16 protein-coding genes are annotated in these 20,006 nt (G+C 73.5%); 10 read left to right on the top strand and 6 right to left on the bottom strand.

Annotated elements, in window-relative coordinates:
- Positions 1-12: 12 nt before the first annotated feature.
- A complete protein-coding gene (locus tag AB0O15_RS25560) occupies positions 13-2,082 on the top strand; it encodes an acyl-CoA dehydrogenase (RefSeq protein ID WP_364323025.1) in 2,070 nt (689 codons plus the stop codon).
- On the opposite strand, the gene AB0O15_RS25555 is transcribed toward AB0O15_RS25560, so the two are convergent.
- Positions 1,974-3,038, bottom strand: a complete 1,065-nt coding sequence (locus AB0O15_RS25555) for an MFS transporter (protein WP_364323023.1) — start codon at positions 3,036-3,038, stop codon at positions 1,974-1,976. The two genes, AB0O15_RS25560 and AB0O15_RS25555, sit on opposite strands and share 109 nt — an antisense overlap.
- Positions 3,039-3,200: 162 nt before the next feature.
- On the opposite strand from AB0O15_RS25555, the gene AB0O15_RS25550 reads away from it, so the two are divergent.
- The 3 genes from AB0O15_RS25550 to AB0O15_RS25540 are packed head-to-tail and all read left to right on the top strand — an operon-like array spanning position 3,201 to position 5,192.
- The gene (locus AB0O15_RS25550; RefSeq protein WP_364323020.1) at positions 3,201-4,055 is read left to right on the top strand and encodes an MEDS domain-containing protein; all 855 of its coding nucleotides are present in this window, start codon (positions 3,201-3,203) and stop codon (positions 4,053-4,055) included.
- Between the two features lie 4 nt (positions 4,056-4,059).
- Entirely contained in the window at positions 4,060-4,509 is a 450-nt protein-coding gene (locus AB0O15_RS25545; RefSeq protein WP_364323017.1) for an oxidoreductase, read from the top strand.
- Positions 4,506-5,192 carry a 3-keto-5-aminohexanoate cleavage protein gene (locus AB0O15_RS25540; RefSeq protein WP_364323014.1) on the top strand — a complete coding sequence of 229 codons (687 nt, stop codon included), beginning with the start codon at positions 4,506-4,508 and terminating at the stop codon, positions 5,190-5,192. Before AB0O15_RS25545 ends, AB0O15_RS25540 begins: the two co-directional genes overlap by 4 nt.
- Here AB0O15_RS25540 and AB0O15_RS25535 read toward each other — a convergent pair.
- Positions 5,189-7,000, bottom strand: coding sequence for a SpoIIE family protein phosphatase (locus tag AB0O15_RS25535; protein WP_364323012.1), 1,812 nt, complete (start codon positions 6,998-7,000; stop codon positions 5,189-5,191). The two genes, AB0O15_RS25540 and AB0O15_RS25535, sit on opposite strands and share 4 nt — an antisense overlap.
- A 151-nt stretch (positions 7,001-7,151) precedes the next feature.
- A complete protein-coding gene (locus AB0O15_RS25530) occupies positions 7,152-7,466 on the bottom strand; it encodes a type II toxin-antitoxin system PemK/MazF family toxin (protein ID WP_364323010.1) in 315 nt (104 codons plus the stop codon).
- 235 nt (positions 7,467-7,701) lie between these two features.
- On the opposite strand from AB0O15_RS25530, the gene gndA reads away from it, so the two are divergent.
- A complete protein-coding gene (gene gndA, locus AB0O15_RS25525) occupies positions 7,702-9,135 on the top strand; it encodes an NADP-dependent phosphogluconate dehydrogenase (protein WP_364323007.1) in 1,434 nt (477 codons plus the stop codon).
- Here the strand turns inward: gndA and AB0O15_RS25520 are convergent.
- On the bottom strand, positions 9,132-11,429 hold the full coding sequence (locus tag AB0O15_RS25520) for an EAL domain-containing protein (protein ID WP_364323005.1): 2,298 nt from the start codon (positions 11,427-11,429) through the stop codon (positions 9,132-9,134). The two genes, gndA and AB0O15_RS25520, sit on opposite strands and share 4 nt — an antisense overlap.
- Positions 11,430-11,681: 252 nt before the next feature.
- On the opposite strand from AB0O15_RS25520, the gene AB0O15_RS25515 reads away from it, so the two are divergent.
- Together AB0O15_RS25515 and AB0O15_RS25510 are read left to right on the top strand one after the other, a co-directional pair.
- Entirely contained in the window at positions 11,682-12,341 is a 660-nt protein-coding gene (locus tag AB0O15_RS25515) for a response regulator transcription factor (RefSeq protein WP_364323263.1), read from the top strand.
- A 42-nt stretch (positions 12,342-12,383) separates the two neighbouring features.
- Positions 12,384-14,633: a histidine kinase gene (locus AB0O15_RS25510; protein ID WP_364323002.1), complete on the top strand. Its 2,250-nt coding sequence runs from the start codon at positions 12,384-12,386 to the stop codon at positions 14,631-14,633.
- Here the strand turns inward: AB0O15_RS25510 and pgm are convergent.
- Positions 14,623-16,266: a phosphoglucomutase (alpha-D-glucose-1,6-bisphosphate-dependent) gene (pgm, locus tag AB0O15_RS25505; RefSeq protein ID WP_364322999.1), complete on the bottom strand. Its 1,644-nt coding sequence runs from the start codon at positions 16,264-16,266 to the stop codon at positions 14,623-14,625. The two genes, AB0O15_RS25510 and pgm, sit on opposite strands and share 11 nt — an antisense overlap.
- A 113-nt stretch (positions 16,267-16,379) precedes the next feature.
- On the opposite strand from pgm, the gene AB0O15_RS25500 reads away from it, so the two are divergent.
- From AB0O15_RS25500 to yaaA, 3 genes are read left to right on the top strand one after another with little or no spacing between them, the layout of a single operon-like run.
- On the top strand, positions 16,380-18,080 hold the full coding sequence (locus AB0O15_RS25500; protein ID WP_364322996.1) for a copper resistance protein CopC: 1,701 nt from the start codon (positions 16,380-16,382) through the stop codon (positions 18,078-18,080).
- Positions 18,081-18,108: 28 nt separating this feature from the next.
- Complete coding sequence (locus AB0O15_RS25495; protein WP_364322993.1) at positions 18,109-18,453, top strand: STAS domain-containing protein; 345 nt, start codon at positions 18,109-18,111, stop codon at positions 18,451-18,453.
- 10 nt (positions 18,454-18,463) lie between these two features.
- Positions 18,464-19,258: a peroxide stress protein YaaA gene (yaaA, locus tag AB0O15_RS25490; protein WP_364322991.1), complete on the top strand. Its 795-nt coding sequence runs from the start codon at positions 18,464-18,466 to the stop codon at positions 19,256-19,258.
- 38 nt (positions 19,259-19,296) lie between these two features.
- On the opposite strand, the gene AB0O15_RS25485 is transcribed toward yaaA, so the two are convergent.
- A complete protein-coding gene (locus tag AB0O15_RS25485; protein WP_364322989.1) occupies positions 19,297-19,902 on the bottom strand; it encodes an FKBP-type peptidyl-prolyl cis-trans isomerase in 606 nt (201 codons plus the stop codon).
- Positions 19,903-20,006 lie beyond the last annotated feature (104 nt).

Below are 20,006 nucleotides of genomic sequence, written 5' to 3'. Positions count from 1 at the left end.
TACTCTTGAGTAATGAGCGATGTTGTGGACGCCGGGCGCCTGCGGGACGTGCTGGACGGGCGGTGGGGGTGGGTTCGGCGGGCGGCTCGGAGCCGGCTCGGTGGTGATCACTTCGTGGCGGTGCCCGGGGAGACCCTCGAACAGGCGCGGGAGCGGATCGGCCGGCTGATCCGGGAGCTGCCGACCGACATCGGCGCCGCGGCCGCGTTCCCGACCGAGGACCGGGACGCCTTCGACCCCGGCGCGGCCGTGGTGTCGGCCGAGATGCTCGCTCAGCTCGACCTGTCGCTGATGGTGAAAGCCGGCGTGCAGTGGGGGCTGTTCGGCGGGGCGGTGGCGGCGCTGGGCACCCGGCGTCATCACGAGGCGTACCTGAAGAAGATCATCTCGGCCGATCTGCTGGGCTGCTTCGCGATGACCGAGACGGGACACGGCTCGGACGTGCACCGGCTGCGGACGGTCTGCGTCTACGACCCGGGCACCGGGGAGTTCGACCTGCACACCCCGCACGAGGCCGCCCGCAAGGACTACATCGGCAACGCCGCCCGGGACGGCCACCTCGCGGTGGTCTTCGCGCAGCTCGTCACCCTGGGTGAGCGGCATGGCGTCCACGCGTTCCTGGTCCCGATCCGGGACGAGGACGGCGCCCCACACCGGGGGGTCACGATCGGTGACAACGGCGTGAAGGCGGGACTGGCCGGGGTCGACAACGGCCGGCTGTCCTTCGACCACGTGCGGGTGCCGCGGGAGATGCTGCTCGACCGGTACGGCCAGGTCGCGCCGGACGGCACCTACCGCAGCCCGATCGAGAACGACACCCGCCGCTTCTTCACGATGCTGGGCACGCTCGTCCGCGGCCGGGTGACGGTCGGCGGCGCCGCGTCGGCGGCCACCAAGGAGGCGCTCACGATCGCCGTCCGCTACGGCGAGACCCGCCGCCAGTTCACCGCCCCGGGCCAGGACCGCGAGATCGTCCTCAACGACTACCTGGCCCATCAGCGCAAGCTGGTCATCGCGCTGGCCGGGACCTACGCGCTGACCTTCGCGCAGGAGGAACTGGTCGCCGCCATGCACGAGGTGCAGACCTCGGACGAGCCGGTCGACGAGAAGCGTCAGCGGGAGCTGGAGTCGCGGGCGGCGGCGCTCAAGGTGGCTCAGACGTGGCACGCCACCCGGACCATCCAGACCTGCCGGGAGGCCTGCGGCGGCGCCGGCTACCTGGCCGAGAACCGGCTGCCGGGGCTCAAGGCCGACACCGACGTCTTCACCACGTTCGAGGGCGACAACACGGTCCTGCTGCAACTGGTGGCCAAGGGGCTGCTCACCGGCTACCGGGACGCGTTCGGCTCGCTCGACGGGTGGGGCCGGGCGACGTTCGTCGCCGACCAGGTGCGCGCGATGGTGCTGGAGCGTACGGCGGCCCGATCGTTGATCCAGCGGCTGGTGGACGCCACGCCGGGCGGGAGCGACGACGGCCCGTTCACCAGCCGCGGCTGGCAGCTCCGGATGTTCGAGGACCGGGAGAAGCACGTCCTGGACGGCGTCATCCGGCGGCTGCGCAAGGGGGCCGAGGCCAAGAAGGACCGGCCGTTCGACATCGTCAACGACGTCCAGGACCACCTGCTCGCGGCCGCCTCCGCGCACATCGACCGGGTCGTGCTGGAGGCGTTCGTCGCGGGCATCGATCGGGCGGCCGACCCGGCGGCCGCGGCGCTGCTGTCACGGGTCTGCGACCTGTACGCGCTGAGCACCATCGAGGCCGGCAAGGGCTGGTTCCTGGAGCACGAGCGGCTCACCCCGGCCCGGTCGAAGGCGCTCACCGGCACGGTCAACAGCCTGCTCAAGGAGCTGCGGCCGCAGCTGACGACGCTGGTCGACGCGTTCGCGATCCCGGACGCGTGGCTGGCCTGCGCGATGCTGCGGGAGGAGCCGGGCCGGCAGGAGGAGATGGCCCGGCACGACGAGCGCGCCGGTCAGCGGGCCGACGCCGCCACCACCGCCGTGGCCAGCAGCGGCACGCCGACCAGCGCGAAGAGCACCGGCACGGAGGCGTACGCGGCGCCGAGCCCGAAGAACGCGTAGAGCCCGACCGCCACCACCTCGCCGGCGAAGCCGCTCACCGAGAGGACCGTCGAGCGGACGGCGCTCGGCGTGACCTCCTGCAGCCGCGTCTCGGTGAGGACGATCGCGAACTGCAGCAGGCCGAACGCCGCCCCGATCGGCAGCATCCCGGCCGGGTGCCGGCTGAAGCCACCGGCGGCCAGCAGCACCGACGCCACGGTCAGCACGACGCCGAGACCGCGCGGCCCGAGCGTCGACCAGCGGCCGGCCAGCGAGCTGCCCACGGCCATGAACAGGGCGGGCACCGCGAAGTAGAGCCCGGCGTAGGCGACCGGCACGCCGGCGGCCCGGGTGACCAGCGGGATGTATTCGTCCAGCGCGGTGAAACCGGGCACCAGGGCGGCCGGCACCAGGGCGAACCGCACGGCCTTGCCGCGGGCGTGCCGGAGCCCGGCCTTCAACGTGGCGACATAGCCGAGTTGATCGTCGTCCGATGAGGAGACCGAGGACGGCGGGAAGCCGAGCGCCACCACCCCGGCCGAGAACGCGACCAGCGTGCTCACCACGCCGACCAGCAGGTAGCCGCCGAGCAGGAACACCGGGGTGGCCAGCAGCGTGGCGACGAGCATGGACAGGATGGCGACCGTGCCGCCCCGGCCGGCCACCCGCGCGTACGTGGAAGGGTCGTCCAAGGAGTCGTAGAGCAGGGCCTCGAGCGTGCCCGAGCCGAGCGCCCCGCCGAGTCCCCACAGCACGAAACCCAGGGCGAAACCGGGGTACGCCGGCCATAGCGTCCAGCTCAGGTAGCCCAGGGCGGTCAGCGTCGCGCCGAGCGCGTACAGCCGCCGGCGCGACCACGAGTCGGCCCACGCGCCGGACGGGATCTCGGCCGTGAACGACACCACCGACCAGATCACGAACAGCGACGAGATCTCGGCCGTGGTGAGGCCGGCGTCCGCGAACAGCAACGCGTACACCGGGTAGAAGACAATGCCTTCCTCCAGCGCGCGGACGGCGTAGAAGCGTCAATGTCGGGTCATGGACCGACGATGTCCGGCGGTGGGCGTACCCGTCAACCGGTTTTTCACGGACGGGTGGGGACAGTGCCGATCACGGTGCTCCGCGCCATAGGGTGCCTCATGACCGACGTCGCGCTGGTCGACCGGATGCGCCCCGGCGACCATGTCTGCTGGACGTTCGCCCACGACGGCGAGCGCCGGCGGGTGGTCGGCGGCTGGGTGCGGGCGGGGCTGCGCGACCACCATCTGATCGTCTACCGCACCGGCGCCGCCGACGCCGTCACCGAACTCGCGGCGGAACGCGTCGACACCCGCGCGGCGATCGCCTCGGGCCGGCTGCGAGTGCTGCCGGTCGGCGAGGACTGGCTGGCCGCCGGGGCGTTCGACGCCGACACCGCCGACCGCGCGTTCCACGCCGACCTCGAACAAGCCCTGCGATCCGGGTACGCCGGGCTGCGCGCGATCGCCGACATGGCCTGGGCGGCCCGCCGGGACCCCGGCGCCGAGCAGCTCGGCCGCTACGAGCGTCAGATCAACCGGCGCATCGCCGGCGGCTACGGCATGGCCCTGTGCCTCTACGACCGCCGGGTGTTCGCCGAGCAGCGGCTGAGCGAGCTGACCCGCGCCCACCCCGCCGCCGTCACCGAACGCACCCCGCACACCGGGTCGCCGCTGCTCCGGATGGTCCGCCGCGCCGACGGGCTGCGGCTGTCCGGCGAGGCCGACCTGTCGAACCGGGACGCGTTCGCCACCGTCCTGGCCCATCTGCTCGAGGACACCACCGCCCCCGAGGTGGTGCTCGACCTGACCGACCTCCGGTTCGCCGACGCCACCAGCTGCCGCCAGGTGGTGACCGTGGCCCGCGAGTCCGGCGGCCGGGTCCGCACCGTCGGCGCCCGCCCGTCACTGCGCCGGCTACTCGCCCTGCAGGGCGCCGAACGGGTCCCCGGCCTGCTGCCGTCCGTGGCAGTCTGACGGGATGAGCAGGCCATCGATCTTCGAGTACGCGGGCGGGGCGGCCGCCTTCCGCGCGCTGGCCGCGGACTTCCACGCCCGGTGCGTCGTCGACCCCGAGCTGGAGCACCCGTTCTCACACACCACCGACCCGCACCACGTCGACCACCTGGCCGAGTACTGGGGTGAGGTGCTGGGCGGTCCCCCGGTCTACTCGGCCGAGCGCATCGGCCACTCCGGCATGCTCGACATCCACGCCCGCAACGGCATGCAGCCCCCGCTGGTGGCCGCGTTCGTCCGCTGCTTCGACGAGGCCGTCGTGGCCCAGCTGCCCGCCGACCCGTCGCTGCGCCAGACCTTGCACGACTACATGGTCTGGGCGACGACCGAGGTCATGCGGTACGACGCGAAGGACTCCGTCGTGCCATCCGCTCTGCCCATGCCGCGCTGGGACTGGTCCGGCCCCGCCACATGACGATCCGCCGCCTGAAGGCCTGTCTCAACGGCGGGCGCACGGAGCCGTTCGTCCCCTCGACGCCCGCGCAGATCGCCGCGGCCGCCGTCTCCGCCGTGGCCGCGGGCGCCGAGGCCATCCACGTGCACCCGCGCGCGGACGACGGCCGCGAGTCCCTGTCCCCCGACGACGTCGCCGCCGCCGTGACCGCCGCCCGCACCGCCGGCGTCCCGGTCGGGGTGACCACCGGCCGGTGGATCGCCCCGTCGAACCGCCACGACCTGATCGCCGCCTGGACCACGCTGCCCGACTTCGCCTCGGTCAACGTGAGCGAACCGGGTTACGACGACCTGGTCGCCCTGCTGCGCGCGAAAGGCGTCCAGGTCGAGGCCGGCGTATGGTCGGCCGACGAGGCCGACCGGGTGGGCCAGGTCGACCGCATCCTCGTCGAGATCATCGACACCCCGGCGGCCGACGCCCTGTCGAAGGCCGACGCCATCCTGGCCCGCCTCACGCCGTCGAAGGCCCCCATCCTGCTGCACGGCGAGGACGAGGCGTGCTGGCCGTTGATCGCCCACGCCGGCCGCCTCGGCCTCCCGACCCGGATCGGCCTGGAGGACACCCTGACCGGCCCGCGCGGCGAACCGGTCACCAGCAACGCCGACCTGGTCCGGCTGGCCATCGAGGTCTGGGACAACCGCTAGGACAGGCTCAGGTAGTGGCGCAGGTCGCGGGTCTCGCCGGTCACCGTTCGGACGGCCAGGATGCAGGTGTCGTCGTCGGGGTTGGCCTGGCGCAGGCGGTCGAGGACCTGCTCGAGCGGGCGCTGCGGCGACGTGAGGACCGCGTCGTCCATCGCCGTCATCACCGCCCGCAGGCCGTCGTCGGGGCCGCGGCGGCGATGCTCGACCAGGCCGTCGGTGTAGAGCAGGAGCACGTCGCCGGTGGCCAGGTCCAGGGTGGCGGTGGCGTAGCCGGCGTCCTCGAGCACGCCCAGCATGCAGCCGGCCGGGCGGGCCAGCGGCGTCGTGCGGCCGGCCCGGCACAGCAGCGGCGGCGGGTGCCCGGCCTGGGCCCAGGTCAGCCGCCGGGTCATCGGGTCGAAGCGGGCCACCACGGCGGTCGCCGCCAGTTCGGGGCGATCGCGTTCCAGCTCGCAGGTCAGCCGGTTCAGGTGGCCCAGCAGCACGGCCGGGTCGGTGGTCACCACGGCCAGCGCGCGCAGGGCGTGCCGGAGCTGGGCCATCGTGGTGGCGGCCTGGGTGCCGTGGCCGGCCACGTCGCCGACCGCGAGCAGCACCGAGCCGTCCCGGGCCTGGGCCGCGTGGTACCAGTCGCCGCCGACCAGGCTCTCCTGCCCGGCCGGGAGGTAGCGCAGCGCCACCTTGAGGCCGGGCAGCGTCAGCGGGCCGTCCGGCAACGGCAGGATGATCTGCTGCAGGGTGGCCGCCAGGGCGTGCTCGGCGGCCAGGTCACGGCGCTGGTCGGCGAGCTGCCGCTCGACCTCGGCCAGGCGTTGCGCGCTGGTCTCCCGCTCGGTGATGTCCTGCACGATGCCGAACACGCGCAGCGGGCGGCCGGTGGCGTCCCGGGCGGCGTCGGCCACCGTACGCAGATGTTTCACCTGGCCGTTCACCCGTACCCGCAGGGTCAGATCGACCCGCTCGAAGCGCGCGAAAGCCTCCTCCGCCGCCGTGCGCAGCGGCAGGTCCTCGGCCAGCGTCATCGCGTCCAGCTCGGGCTGGGTCAGCGGGCCGAGCGCCGGGTCGCGCTCGTAGATCCGGTAGAGCTGGTCCGACCAGCGCACCACCCCGCTGACCAGGTCGGCCTCGCCCCACCCGAGGTTGCCCAGCCGCTCGGTGCTGTCCACCCGGTCGGAGTCGCCGGGGTCCTCGTGCCGGAACCAGGTCAGCAGCAGCCCGCCGCCCACCCGGTGGGCCCGGACCGAGTAGATCGAGTCGAAGTACGGGAACGGCGGCACGTCGGCCGGATCGCCGGTGGCCAGCACCTCGGCGTAGATGTTCCAGCGGTCGCTGGTGATCGTCCTCGGGAACCAGCCCGACATGGTGGTGCCGATCAGCTCGCGGCCCCGGCGGCCGTCCGGCGCCACCGCCTCCGGGGTGACCGCGGCGAAGACCAGGTCGAGCAGCCGGCCCTCGGCGTCCCGGACCGGCGTGAACAGGGCCGACGCCCCGGGCAGGGCGTCCAGGATCCGCTGGGCCGCGGTCGGCCACGGGTCGCGGCGGGGCAGGCCGGGCGGCGCCGGGAAGCTCACCAGGTTCGGCTGCGGGGTCCGGCCCATCTCGGCCAGGTCGGGGATGTCCAGCAGGTTGATCACGCCGGCGGCCACCTCGGCCAGGTCGCGGTTCTGCTCCTCGGCCATCCGCAGCAGGTGCCGGTGAGCGTCGGCCAGCCGGCAGCGGACCCGGCCGGCCAGCAGCCCGACCGCCCGGTCGACCGTGGCCTCCCCCCGGCGCCCCGTCACCGTCTCGGCAGAAGCCGCGGCTCCCACGTATCGCCTCCCCTTGTCGCATGTCGCCCGGTTCCTGCATACGCGGAACGAACGGCAAGCGTCATCCCCCGAACATCCGCCATGCCTTCTCAGCTGTGGATATGCGGGATCAAGGTCACCCGATCGGGGATTCGGAGAGGTGGGTGAACAGTCAAATCTCGAAGAGGTCGCGCACGGCCTCGTTGAGGCGCACCATGCTCGAGCCGGTGACCATGCCGAGCAGCTCGGCGCCGATCGACGCGGGCAGCCGGCGCATCCGGTTGACCACCACGACACCGGTGATCGGGTCTTGCTCGGTGAGGGCCACGGCGAACGGCGGTAACTCGGTCGCGCCGCGCTGACGCACGATGGGCGCGCAGAAGGGCGCCGCGTTCTTGCGGTCGTTGTACGCGTCACCGGACAGCACCAGCACCCGGTATCGCAGATCGGTCCGGCTGCCTATGGTCCAGATCTCGCCACGCCTCATCGCAGCCGTGTCCCCTCGGCCGGCCCGTTGGTGGACGCGGCCACGCCCCACCGTCCCCCCGCCGACGCCATGCGTGGCAGCGTACCGTCGGGCCGATCTTCCCCCACGACCGGCTTGTCCCCTCCCCAGTTCGCTCACCAGGGAGGAGGATGAACCGCGGGATCCGACCCGATCGAACTGCGCCGGTCGCGAACGCGTAACAATGAGCGGGACGGACTAGGGAAGGAACGTGCAGATGACGGACAAGGCGCAGATCGGGGTCACCGGCCTGGCGGTGATGGGCCGGAACCTGGCCCGGAACTTCGCCCGCCACGGCCACACGGTCGCGGTGCACAACCGGAGCTACGGCCGGACCAAGGAACTGGTCGAGCAGTACGGCGACGAGGGCAAGTTCCTTCCGGCCGAGACCGCCGAGGAGTTCGTGGCCAGCCTGGAACGGCCGCGCCGCGTGGTGATCATGGTGAAGGCGGGCGGACCGACCGACGCCGTGATCGACGAGTTCGCCCCCCTGCTCGAGGAGGGCGACATGCTCATCGACGCGGGCAACGCCCACTACCTGGACACCCGGCGGCGCGAGGCGGCGCTGCGCGAGAAGGGCCTGCACTTCGTCGGCGCCGGCGTCTCCGGCGGCGAGGAGGGCGCGCTGCACGGCCCGAGCATCATGCCGGGCGGGCCGGTCGAGTCCTACGAGTCGCTCGGCCCGCTGCTCGAGGACATCGCGGCCAAGGTCGACGGGGAGCCGTGCTGCGTGCACGTCGGCCCGGACGGCGCCGGCCACTTCGTCAAGATGGTGCACAACGGCATCGAGTACGCCGACATGCAGCTCATCGCCGAGGCGTACGACCTGCTCCGGCAGGTCGGCGGACACTCGCCGGCCGAGATCGCCGAGATCTTCAAGGGCTGGAACGAGGGCCGGCTGGGCTCGTACCTGATCGAGATCACCGCCGAGGTGCTCAAGCAGAACGACCCGGCCACCGGAAACGCGTTCGTCGACATCGTGCTCGACCAGGCCGAGCAGAAGGGCACCGGCCGCTGGACCGTGCAGTCGGCGCTCGACCTGGGCGTGCCGATCAGCGGCATCGCCGAGTCGGTGTTCGCCCGCGCGCTGTCCGGCGGGGCGTCGGTGCGCGAGGCGGCGGCCGGGCTGCCCGGACCGACGGCGACCGCCGGGGCCGGTGGGGCCGACCTGCAGGCCGACATCGAGCAGGCGCTGTTCGCGTCCAAGATCGTCGCGTACGCGCAGGGCTTCCAGCAGATCCAGGCGGCCAGCAAGGAGTACGACTGGGAGATCGACCCGGGCGCGATGGCCAAGATCTGGCGGGCCGGCTGCATCATCCGGGCCAAGTTCCTCGACTACATCAAGCAGGCCTACGACAAGAACCCGTCGCTGCCGACCCTGCTGGTCGACGACTACTTCCTCGACGCCGTCAGCGGCGCCCAGGAGGCCTGGCGGCGGGTCGTCGCGCTGGCCGCCCAGCAGGGCATCCCGGCGCCCGGCTTCGCGTCGTCGCTGGCCTACTACGACGGGCTGCGGGCCAAGCGCCTCCCGGCCGCCCTGATCCAGGGGCAGCGCGACTTCTTCGGCGCGCACACCTACCGCCGCGTCGACAAGGACGGCTCGTTCCACATCATGTGGGCCACCGACGACCGCAACGAGACAGACGCCTAGTTGTTCAGCGCCACCGGGGCGGCCGCCATCAGCGCGGCCGCCTCGTGCGCGGGCATCGGCCGGGCGAGGTAGTACCCCTGGCCCAGCCGGTAACCAATCTCCCGAAGCCGGTTCGCCTGCGCCTCCGTCTCGATGCCCTCGGCCACCGCCGACAGCTGCAGGTACTCCGCCAGCTGGGCCACCGCCGCGGCCACCGCGAGCCGGCCCCGGTCGGCGCCCTCGCTGATCCCGTCGACGAACGACTTGTCCAGCTTCAGCACGTCCACCGGGAACGCCCGCAGCAGGCTCAGCGACGACTGCCCGGTGCCGAAATCGTCCAGGGCCAGCCGTACGCCCATCGCGTGCAACGCCTCGAGGGTCTCCCGCACCCGGCGCCCGTCCAGCACCGACGACTCGGTCACCTCCAGCACCAGGTTCTCCGGCCGCAACCCGGAATCCCCCAGCGCCGACCACACCTCGTCGACGAACCCGGCGTCCCGCAGCTGCCGGGCCGCCACGTTCACGTTGACCGACCGGATCGCCACCGGCCCCAGCTCGGCCTGCCAGCGGGCGAGCTGGGCACACGCCTCACGCAGCACGAACCGGCCCAGCGGGATGATCAGCCCGGACCGCTCGGCGACCGGGATGAACTCCACCGGCGGCACGAACCCGCGGTCCGGGTGCCGCCAGCGCACCAGCGCCTCGGCGCCCGACATCCGGCCCGTGGTCAGGTCGAACACCGGCTGGTAGAGCAGGAACAGCTCGTGCCGGATGATCGCGTTGTGCAGCTCGCTGCCCAGCCGGGCGTGGTTGACCACGTCGGCGCGCATCCGCGGCTCGAACCGGGCCCACGCCGCCTTGCCGGCGTCCTTGGCCGCGTACATCGCGATGTCGGCGTTGCGCAGCACCTCGTCGGCGCTGTCCCCCGGCCCGGCCAGCGCCACGCCGATGCTGGCCTGGGCGAGCAGCTGGTGCTCGCCGACCGCGAACGGCGCCGACAGCACCTGCAGGATGCGGGCCGCCGCCTGCTCGGCGTACTCGGCGTCGTCGGCGCTCAGCAGCACCGCGAACTCGTCGCCGCCGAGCCGGGCCGGCACGTCGGTCTCGGCCCGGCTGCTGTGCCGCAGCCGCTGGGCCACCTCGTACAGCAACTGGTCGCCCAGCGCGTGACCCATGGTGTCGTTGACCATCTTGAAGTCGTCGACGTCGATCAGCAGCACCGCGGCGGGCAGGTGCGCCTCCAGCCGCTCGGTCAGGACGGTGCCGAACCGGGCCCGGTTGGCCAGGCCGGTCAGCGGATCATGCATGGCCAGGTGTTCCAGCTCGTCCTGCTGGCGGCGGATGCCCCGCAGCGCCCGGCGGTTCTCGTACAGGCCGGTGAGCTGGCGCAGCACCACGAACCCGGCGATCAGCACCGCGCCGATGATCACCAGCCGCTGGTGCCAGTTCATCTCCCGGGCCGACAGCAGCACCAGCAGCCCCGCCGTGCTGGCCACGGCCAGGAACGGCAGCAGGCTGAACAGGTTCCGGCGCGGTCTCTCCGCTTCCGGCGCGGCGGTGGTCCGGCCCAGGACCCAGATCTGCCGGTACGCCGCGGCGCAGATCGCCGTGCCCACCACCGGCAGCGCCAGCACCGTCAGCACCGTACGTGTCGGCGCCCCGCCGGTAATCTGCAGCACCGCGATCACCACGCCGAACAGCGGGGCGACGGTGAGCAGCCGCAGCGCCTTGGAGTCCACCGGCCCGGCCGGGGCGGCCGCCGCCCGGCCGATCACCACCAGCGCGATCAGGCCGCCCACGCCGACCAGGGACATCCCGATCCGGTTGGCCTCGGTCACGCCCGGGGCGGTGTAGTCGATGACGACGGCGAAGAAGACCAGCGAGCCGGCCACCGCGACGGTCAGGCCGTCCAGCAGCACCCGCACCACGGCCAGGACGGACCGCTCGCCCAGCGGCAGGTGCAGGAAGCCGAGCATCGACATGACCACGGCGAGCACCAGGCCGGCGAACAGGTACGGCGCCAGCGCGGGCCGGTCGGAGCCGTAGACGACCACGGCCAGCAACGAGGACAGGAACAGGCAGAACGCCGCGTGTGAGTGCCGCCGCCAGAAACCCCGGACCTGGCGCGACACCTTGATCTGGGAGCCGATGCGACCGCAGAGGTAGGCGGCGGCGAGGCAGGCGAACGTGCCCGGGAGCAGGCCGGGGGCTATCGCGTCGTCGCGCACCATCAGCCACACCGCCGCCGCGACCGTGCTCACGATCGCCACGGCGAGCGGGACGAGACCGCTGCGGCGGCCCGGAGGACGGCTCATCTCGGCGTACGGCTCCCTGTCGGCTGGACGCCCTCCCCTTCGGCACCGTACCGCGTGATCTGAGAATTTCGCCCGTTACGCCAGGACCGGCGCCGGTTCCCGCACCGGCGCGGCGCCAGGCGGCTCACCACGACGGCGTGGAGCAGGACCAGCCACCGCGCCGAAGAAAAGCAGGTCGGCGAGGCCCCGCGGGGGGCGGATCACTATCATCCCGGGCGGGCTGACCGTCGAGCTGAGCGTGGAGGTGCCGTCATCGCCGTCCGTGTGATCGTCGTCGACGACCAGGTGATGGTCCGGGCGGGCATCGCCGCCATCGTCGACGCCGAGGATGACCTGACCGTGGTGGGCGAGGCCGCCGACGGTGCGGCCGCGCTGGCCCTGGCCGCGGCCACCCGGCCCGACGTGGTGCTGATGGACATCCGGATGCCGGGGATGGACGGGCTGACCGCCACCGCCCGGCTGACCGCCACCGACGACCCGCCGCGGGTGCTCGTGCTGACCACCTTCCACGAGGACCCGTACGTCTACGAGGCGCTGCGCGCGGGGGCGGCCGGGTTCGTGCTCAAGGACGCGTTGCCGGCCGACCTGCTCGCCGCGGTCCGGGTGGTCGCCGAGGGCGAGGCGATGCTGAGCCCGGCCGTCACGCGGCGGCTGATCGACCGGTTCGCGCACGACACGCCGCGGGCGGCGCCGGAGCCGGCCCGGCTGGACGCGCTCACCCCGCGGGAACGGGACGTGCTCCTCGGTGTGGCCCGGGGGCTGTCCAACGCCGAGATCGGCGCCCACCTCGCCATCACCGTCGGCACGGTGAAGGCGCATGTCAACGCGGTGCTGGGCAAGCTCGGCGTCCGGGACCGGGTGCAGGCCACGATCGTCGCCTACGACCTGGGCCTGGTCCGCCCGCACACCTGAGGGCCCCGGGGGCGGGACCGGGACCGATAACCTGAGGCCATCATGAGCCGTCGCTGGGTCTGGATCCTGCCTGCGCTGCTGGCCGCCGGGCAACTGGTGGCCTGGCCGGGCTGGCCGGTGCTGCGCGGGTCACCCCCGCCGGCCGCCGCGATCGCCGCGGTCCTGGCCATCACCATCGCCGCGGCGGTCGCCCTGCTCTGGCGGCGCACCAATCCGGTGGCGGCGACCGTGGTCGTGAGCGCGTCGCTGACCGCGGGCGCCTGGGGCCTGCCGTCCGACGCCCTCACCGTGATCGCCTTCGCCGACCTGGTCGCCCTGTTCTCGGTCGCCGCCCGCCGGCCGCCGCGCATCTCGCTGCCGGTCACCGGGGCCATGATGGTGGCGCAGTCGGTGGTGCTGATCCTCGACGGCTCCGAGGAGATGCCGGTCGGCGCCGAGATCGCGCTGGTCGTCACCGTCTACCTGATCGTGCTCGCGGCCGGTCGCCGCCATGCCCGGTGGCGGGCCGAGCGGGCCGCCGCGGCCGAGCGGTTCGTGCAGGCCGAGCTGCGCCGCGCGCGGGCCGCCGAGGTCGAGCGGCTGCGGCTGACCCAGGAACTGCACGACATCACCGCCCATCACCTGACCTCGATCGTCGTCGGGGCCACGGCGGCCGAGCGGCTCGCCGATCAGAGCGCCGGCCTGATCGCCGAGACCCTCGACCACGCGGCGCGGACCGGCCGGTCGACGCTCGAGGCCCTGCGCCGCCTGGTCGAGATCATGCAGACCCCGCCCCCGCCCGCGCTGCCCGCCCTGGTCGCCTCGTTCCAGGAGGCGGGCCAGCCGGTCACGCTGAGCGCCCCCGAGCTTCCGCTGCCCGACGCGGTTCCGGCGATCGCCCGCGAGGCCTTGACCAACACGCTGCGGTACGCGCCCCGCGCGCCCACCCGGGTGGTCGTCGCCGTGACCCCGGCCGGGCTCGAGCTGACCGTCGACAACGACGCCCCGGCCGTGCCACCGACCGGCCCGGCGATCGGCGGCGGCCACGGCATCGCCGGCATGCGCGACCGGGCCCGATCGGCCGGCGGCGACCTCACCGCGGGCCCGCGCCCCGGCGGCGGCTGGCGGGTCCGGGCCACCCTGCCCGCCCCGGCCGCACTGCCCGCCCCGGCCGCACTGTCCGGCCTGGCCCTGACCTCCCCCGCCGGCGAAGCTGAGCCCGGCCCGCCCGGCCGGGCCTGGTCGGCGCATGTCATCGACGCGATCCTGATCGCCCTGGTGGCGCTCCCGCCGGCCTGGGCGGTGCAGGACTACGTCTCCGGCGACGACCCGGCCGTGCCCGGCGGCGCCGCGCTGATGGCCGCGATCGTGGCCATCCACGCCCTCCCGCTGGCCCTGCGCCGCACCCGGCCGTGGCCGGCGCTGGCCGTCGTCGCCGGGACCGGCACTCTCTGGGCGGCCGCGATCGGGGCCGGGCTGCTGCCCGCCGAGTCCGGCTACATCCCGGTCACCGCGATCGGCGCCGACCTGCTCGCCGTGCACGCGGTCGCCCGGTACGGCCACCGCCCCCGGCGGGACTGGCTGGCCCTGCCGGCCGGGGTGGCGCCGGCCGGCATCTCGTTCGGCCTGGCCTTCGCCGCGGAACCGCAGCAGGGGTCCGGCCAGGCGCCGTGGATCATCCTGCTGATCCTCTTCAGCCTCCTGTTCGCGCTGGTCATGGCCGTTCCGCTGGGCCTGGCCTGGCTCACCGGCTGGCTGGTGCGACGGCGCCGGGCCCGGGTCACCAGCAACGAGGAGGAGTGGCTGGCCTGGTCGGCGCACTACGCGTCGGTGGCGGCGACCGCCGAACGGGCCCGCATCGCCGAGGGGCTGAGCGAGGCCGTGCTCCGGCACACCGGTGACATGATCGACGCCGCCGAGCGGGGGTCGCTGGCCGAGGTGCAGACCGGGGCCCGGGCCGCCCTGGCCGCGATGCGTGACCTGCTGCGTGACCTGCGGCGCGCACAGGAGCCGGTGCGGCCTCAGCCCACCCTCGACGACCTGCCCGCGCTGGCCGAGAAGTGGCGGTCGCACGGCCGCGAGGTGACCCTGCACGTCAAGGGCGACCACAAGGACGGCTACCGGCTGGTCGAGCTGCTGCTGGCGGCCGACACCGGCCCGGCCGAGGTGGACGTCGACGCGACCGGCGGCCGGGTCCACATCACGATCCGGCCCGCCCCGGATGACCCGGACGGCGAGATCGCCGCCGGGTTGCGCGCCCGGGAGGGCCGGATCGAGCCGGTCGACGGGGGCTGGAAGGTGCTCAGCCCTTGAGGGCGGCCGAGACCACGGCCCGCGCCTCCTCCTGGATGGTGGCCAGGTGGTCCGGCCCCTTGAACGACTCGGCGTAGATCTTGTAGACGTCCTCGGTGCCGGACGGGCGGGCGGCGAACCAGCCCGACCCGGTGGCCACCTTCAGGCCGCCGATCGCCGCGCCGTTGCCGGGGGCGCTGGTCAGCACCTGGGTGATCGGCTCGCCGTCGAGCTCCTTGGCGGTCACCTGCTCGGGCGAGAGCTTGGCCAGGATGGCCTTCTCCTCCCGGCCGGCGGGCGCGTCGATCCGGGCGTACGCCGGATCGCCGAACCTCCCGACCAGGTCGCGGTAGTGCTCACTGGGCGTGCGGCCGGTGGTGGCCAGGATCTCGGAGGCGAGCAGGTCGAGCAGCAGGCCGTCCTTGTCGGTGCTCCAGACGCTGCCGTCGCGGCGCAGGAACGACGCGCCCGCGCTCTCCTCGCCGCCGAACCCGACCGAGCCGTCCAGCAGCCCGGGAACGAACCACTTGAAGCCGACCGGCACCTCGTCGAGGCGGCGGCCCAGGTCGGCGGCGACCCGGTCGATCATCGACGAGGACACCAGCGTCTTGCCGATCGCCGCGCCGGCCGGCCAGCCGGTGCGCACCCGGAACAGGTAGGAGATGGCCACCGACAGGTAGTGGTTGGGGTTCATCAGGCCGGCGTCGGGGGTGACGATGCCGTGCCGGTCGGCGTCGGCGTCGTTGCCGGTGGCGATCTGGAAGCGGTCCTTCTGGGCGACCAGGGAGGCCATCGCGTACGGCGACGAGCAGTCCATCCGGATCTTGCCGTCCCAGTCCAGCGTCATGAACCGGAAGGTCGGGTCGACCTCGGGGTTGACCACGGTCAGGTCGAGGCCGTACCGCTCGCCGATCGCGCCCCAGTACTCGACGCTCGCCCCGCCCAGCGGGTCGGCGCCGATGCGTACCCCGGCCGCCCGGATCGCCTCCAGGTCGATGACCGAGCCCAGGTCGTTGACGTACTCGCTGCGGAAGTCGTACCCGGTGACCAGGTCGGAGGTCCGCGCCCGGCTGGCCGGCACCCGGCGGACCCCGGCCAGCCCGGCGGCGATCAGCTCGTTGGCCCGGTCCTGGATCCAGCTGGTGGCGTCGGTGTCGGCCGGTCCGCCGTGCGGCGGGTTGTACTTGAAGCCGCCGTCCGCGGGCGGGTTGTGCGACGGCGTGACCACCACCCCGTCGGCCAGGCCGGAGCTCCGGCCCCGGTTGTAGGCGAGGATCGCGTGCGACACGGCCGGCGTCGGCGTCCAGCTGTCCCGGCTGTCGACGCGCACGGTGACGTCGTGGGCGGCGAACACCTCGAGCGCGGTGACCATCGCCGGCTCGCTCAGCGCGTGGGTGTCCCGGCCCAGGTAGAGCGGCCCGTCGGTGCCCTGCTCGCGGCGGTACTCGACGATCGCCTGGCTGGTCGCGGCGATGTGATCCTCGTTGAAGGCGGTGTTCAGGCTCGACCCGCGGTGCCCGGACGTGCCGAAGGCGACCCGCTCACCGGTGGCGGACGGATCGGGGTGGCCGGTGTAGTAGGCCGACACCACGTGCGGGACGTCGATCAGGTCACTGGGTTGCGCGGGCTCGCCGGCGCGGGGATGGGCGGACATGAGTGGCCTCCTGGGGAGCGTGGACCTGACCGGATCGTATCGTCGCTCCCTACCCGCCACCCCGGAACGGTAAGCCGTTGAACCTTTCGCCGGCCCCGTACGAACTACCCGGTGTGACAGCGACCCGCGTGCTCGGCGGGGCGGTGCGGGTGCTGCTGCTCGTCCTCGGCCTTCTGCTGCTGCCGGCCTCCCCGGCGAGCGCACACTCCAGCCTGGTCTCCTCCTCCCCCGAGGGCGGCGCGGTCCTGAAGAGCCAGCCGGCCGAGATCGTGCTGAGCTTCAACGAGCCGATCACCGCGCTGCCGTCCCGCACCCAGGTCCTCGCCCCGGACGGCAAGCGGATCAGCGAGTCGGTCACCTCCGACGGCAGGGTCCTGCGGATCACGTTGCGCCCGGCCGACCGGCCGCTCGGCACCTACCTGGTCAGCTACCGGATCATCTCGGGCGACAGCCACCCGGTCGGCAATGCGCTGGTCTTCTCGGTCGGCGCGCCGTCGGCCCGGCCGGCCGAGACCGATCCGGGCCGGGTCGACGGTTCGGTCACGGCCGCGGTCCCGGCCTTCAAGTTCCTCGGGTACGCCGGGCTGACCCTCGCCGTCGGCCCGGCGATGTTCCTGGCCCTGCTCTGGCCGCGCCGGCGTTCGAGGCGGGGCGCCATCCGCCTGGTGTACGCCGGGCTGGGCCTGACCGCGCTGTCGACGCTGGGCGCGCTCTGGACCCAGGCGCCGTACGAGAGCGGCGCCCCGATCTGGGACGTGTCGTTCACCGAGCTCGGCCAGGTGCTCGCGGGCAGCTTCGGCCTCACCCTGCTGACCCGGCTCGCCCTGCTGGCGGTGGTCGCCGGCCTGCTCACCCCGGTCCTGCGCGGCGGCGCGACCCGGGTGCGGGGCGCCGCGGTCATCGTCGTGGGGCTGCTCGCCCTGACCACCTGGCCGCTGACCGGGCACGCGGTGGTGTCGCCGCTGTCCGGGGCGATCGTCGCGGCCGACATCGTGCATATCGCGGCCATGGCCGTCTGGCTCGGTGGCCTGGTCACCCTGGCCGTCTTCCTGCTGCGCCGGCGGCACCAGCGGGTGCTCGGCGTGATCCTGCCGGTCTGGTCACGCTGGGCGACCCTGGCCGTGGTCTGGCTGGCCGGGGCCGGCCTGGTGCAGGCGGTGGTCCAGGTGGGCACGCCGGCCGCGCTCTGGCAGACCGGGTACGGACGGCTGATCATCGCCAAGGCCGCCATCCTGGCCGGGGTGCTCGCCGTGGCCGCGTACGCGCGAAGTCTGGTCCGGAAGTCGCACGTGCCCGCCGCCGGACCGGGCCGGCTGATCCGTACCGTGGGAATCGAACTCGGCGCGACCACCGCGATCCTGGCCCTGAGCGCCGTGCTGGTCGGCACCACCCCGGGCGACGCGCGCAACAGCGAACCGAGGGAACCGGTCGGCGACGGCGTCTCGCAGACCCTCACCTCGCCGCTCTACACGCTGCAGTACAACATCTACCCGGTCGAGATCGGCGAGTACAACACCGTGCACGGCTCCACCTACACGCCCGAGGGCAAGCCGATCCAGGCCGCCGAGTGGACGGTCACCACCCGGTACACCGGCGCCACCGGCATCGAGGCGGTCAAGCAGCCGATGCTGCCGCTGCCCGGGCGCAACGACGCCCTCGGCTCGCTCACCTTCCCGCTGCCCGGCACCTACGAGCTGACCTTCACCATCCGCACCACCGAGATCGACCAGGCGACCGTCCGGACGACCGTGAACGTTCCCGCCACCCGGACCCGTCCCGGAGGTGAGTTCCGGCCCTCACCGGGGAATGACTGAGGGTCACCAACCTCAGGAGGCGTCCCCGATGCACGTGTCGGTGATCGGCAACCCGGACGACTCCGTCGTCGTCACCGTGCGCGGGCACCTCGACCTGGACAGCGCCCCGGTGCTGTCCACCACCCTCGACCGGGTGCTCGACCGGCCCGGCCCGCGGATCGTGGTCGACCTGTCCGGGGTGGAGTTCTGCGACTCGATCGGGCTCAGCGCGTTCGTGGTCGGGCACCGCCGGGCCGACGCGGCCGGTGGCTGGCTGCGGCTGGCCTCGCCCGGCGCCTGGATGGGCCGGTTGCTCGACACGGTCGGGGTGACCGGGTCGCTCGGCGTCTATCCCAGCGTGGCCGAGGCGCTCGCCGACCGGCCGGGGAATTAACATTCCGGGCGTGCTGATCCTGCTGCCGCCCTCGGAGGGGAAGTCCGCGCCGGCCGCGGGCGACCCGGTCGACCACGACGCGCTCTGGCTGCCGTCGCTGGCCCGCCATCGTCGCCGCGTTCTGGCCAAGCTGGCCGCGATGTGCGCCCGGAGCAGCACCCGCGGCCGGAACGCGTCGCTGGCCACGCTGGGGCTGACCGCGGGACAGCACGCCGAGGTCACCCGGAACGCGGGCCTGTTGACGGCGCCCGCCGCGCCGGCCGCCGAGGTGTACAGCGGGGTGCTCTACGAGGCGCTCGCCTTCCCCGGCCTCCCCGCCGACGCCCGGGACTGGCTGTCGGCGCGCGCGGTGGTGTTCTCCGGGCTGTGGGGTGTGGTGCGGTTCTCCGACCGGATCCCGGCGTACCGGTGCTCGGCCGGGGTCACGCTGCCGGGCGTCGGCGGGCTCACGCCGTACTGGAAGAAGATCTTGACGCCGCTGCTGGACGAAGCCGCCGCCGACCGGCCGGTCCTCGACCTGCGCTCGGGCGCCTACGCCGCGATGTGGACGCCGCCACCGGGCAGCGCCTCGGTGCGGGTCCTGCACGAGAAGGTCGTCGGCGGCGTGGCCCGACGGTCGGTGGTCAGCCACTTCAACAAGGCCACCAAGGGCCGCGTGGTGCGGTCGCTCGCGCTGGAACGCGCCGCGCCGGCCTCGGTGGACGACCTGATCGAGGCGCTGCGCGACCTGAAGTACACCGTCGAGGAACGGCCCGCCCCCGCGGACCGCCCCCGACAGCTCGATCTGGTCGTCGCCGACCTGTAGTGATAGCCCGGCCGCCCTGGGCCACCACTGGGCCTGGGTCAGGTGGCCTGCAGGACGTCGATCACGAAGCGCAGGTCGCCGCCCGGCCGGCCGCCGCCCGGGTTGTCGCCGTAGGCCAGGTCGGACGGGATGTCCAGCTGCACCCGGCTGCCCACCGGCACGCCGACCAGGCCCTGGTCCCAGCCCGGGATCAGGTTGCCGGTGCCGATCGGGAACGTCGCCGTCTGCCCGGTCTGGAACGACGACTCGAACACCTTGCCGTCGGAGAACGTGGCGCCGACGTAGTTGACCGTCAGCTGCTGCCCGGCCTTCACCCGCGGCCCACGCCCCGGCACCAGCGGCGTCACGACGAGCTTGGTCACCTTGCCCTTACCGGCGGTGATCTTCGGTTCCTGCTGCAGACGCGGGTCGACCGGCGGCGCCGACGGCTGGCCCTGCTGCGGCGACGGCTGCTCCGCGGGCGGCTCGGCCGGAGCCGACACCCCGCCGGCCGGCGCCGCGGCCGGCGTACCGGCGTCGTCGTCCTTGTCGTTGCCCCGCACTACGAAGAACACCACGATCAGCACGACCACCACGGCGGCACCGGCAAGCGCTCCCGCTATGGCCCGACCCCGCCCGGCCGTGGTCTGGACTCGATCAGTCATGGGGAACACGCGCTCCTTGTCCGGATGATTCGGCGAAAACTCCGCACACGCTACTCGGCCACCCGGCGATGATCTCCGACGAACCACCGATGCTGGTCCTCGGC

This window comes from Actinoplanes sp. NPDC089786, assembly GCF_040684855.1.
Taxonomy (GTDB): domain Bacteria; phylum Actinomycetota; class Actinomycetes; order Mycobacteriales; family Micromonosporaceae; genus Actinoplanes.
The sequence above is the reverse complement of the archived record's forward strand: the minus strand, read 5'-3'. Positions and strand labels throughout refer to the sequence as shown.

What these genes read in the sequence shown, in the direction of transcription:
- pgm (WP_364322999.1), bottom strand. Translation starts at nt 16,266, where the DNA reads ATGTCCGCCCATCCCCGCGCCGGCGAGCCCGCGCAACCCAGTGACCTG.
- AB0O15_RS25560 (WP_364323025.1), top strand. Translation starts at nt 13, where the DNA reads ATGAGCGATGTTGTGGACGCCGGGCGCCTGCGGGACGTGCTGGACGGG.
- gndA (WP_364323007.1), top strand. Translation starts at nt 7,702, where the DNA reads ATGACGGACAAGGCGCAGATCGGGGTCACCGGCCTGGCGGTGATGGGC.
- AB0O15_RS25530 (WP_364323010.1), bottom strand. Translation starts at nt 7,466, where the DNA reads ATGAGGCGTGGCGAGATCTGGACCATAGGCAGCCGGACCGATCTGCGA.
- AB0O15_RS25545 (WP_364323017.1), top strand. Translation starts at nt 4,060, where the DNA reads ATGAGCAGGCCATCGATCTTCGAGTACGCGGGCGGGGCGGCCGCCTTC.
- AB0O15_RS25510 (WP_364323002.1), top strand. Translation starts at nt 12,384, where the DNA reads ATGAGCCGTCGCTGGGTCTGGATCCTGCCTGCGCTGCTGGCCGCCGGG.
- AB0O15_RS25540 (WP_364323014.1), top strand. Translation starts at nt 4,506, where the DNA reads ATGACGATCCGCCGCCTGAAGGCCTGTCTCAACGGCGGGCGCACGGAG.
- AB0O15_RS25550 (WP_364323020.1), top strand. Translation starts at nt 3,201, where the DNA reads ATGACCGACGTCGCGCTGGTCGACCGGATGCGCCCCGGCGACCATGTC.
- AB0O15_RS25520 (WP_364323005.1), bottom strand. Translation starts at nt 11,429, where the DNA reads ATGAGCCGTCCTCCGGGCCGCCGCAGCGGTCTCGTCCCGCTCGCCGTG.
- AB0O15_RS25495 (WP_364322993.1), top strand. Translation starts at nt 18,109, where the DNA reads ATGCACGTGTCGGTGATCGGCAACCCGGACGACTCCGTCGTCGTCACC.
- AB0O15_RS25485 (WP_364322989.1), bottom strand. Translation starts at nt 19,902, where the DNA reads ATGACTGATCGAGTCCAGACCACGGCCGGGCGGGGTCGGGCCATAGCG.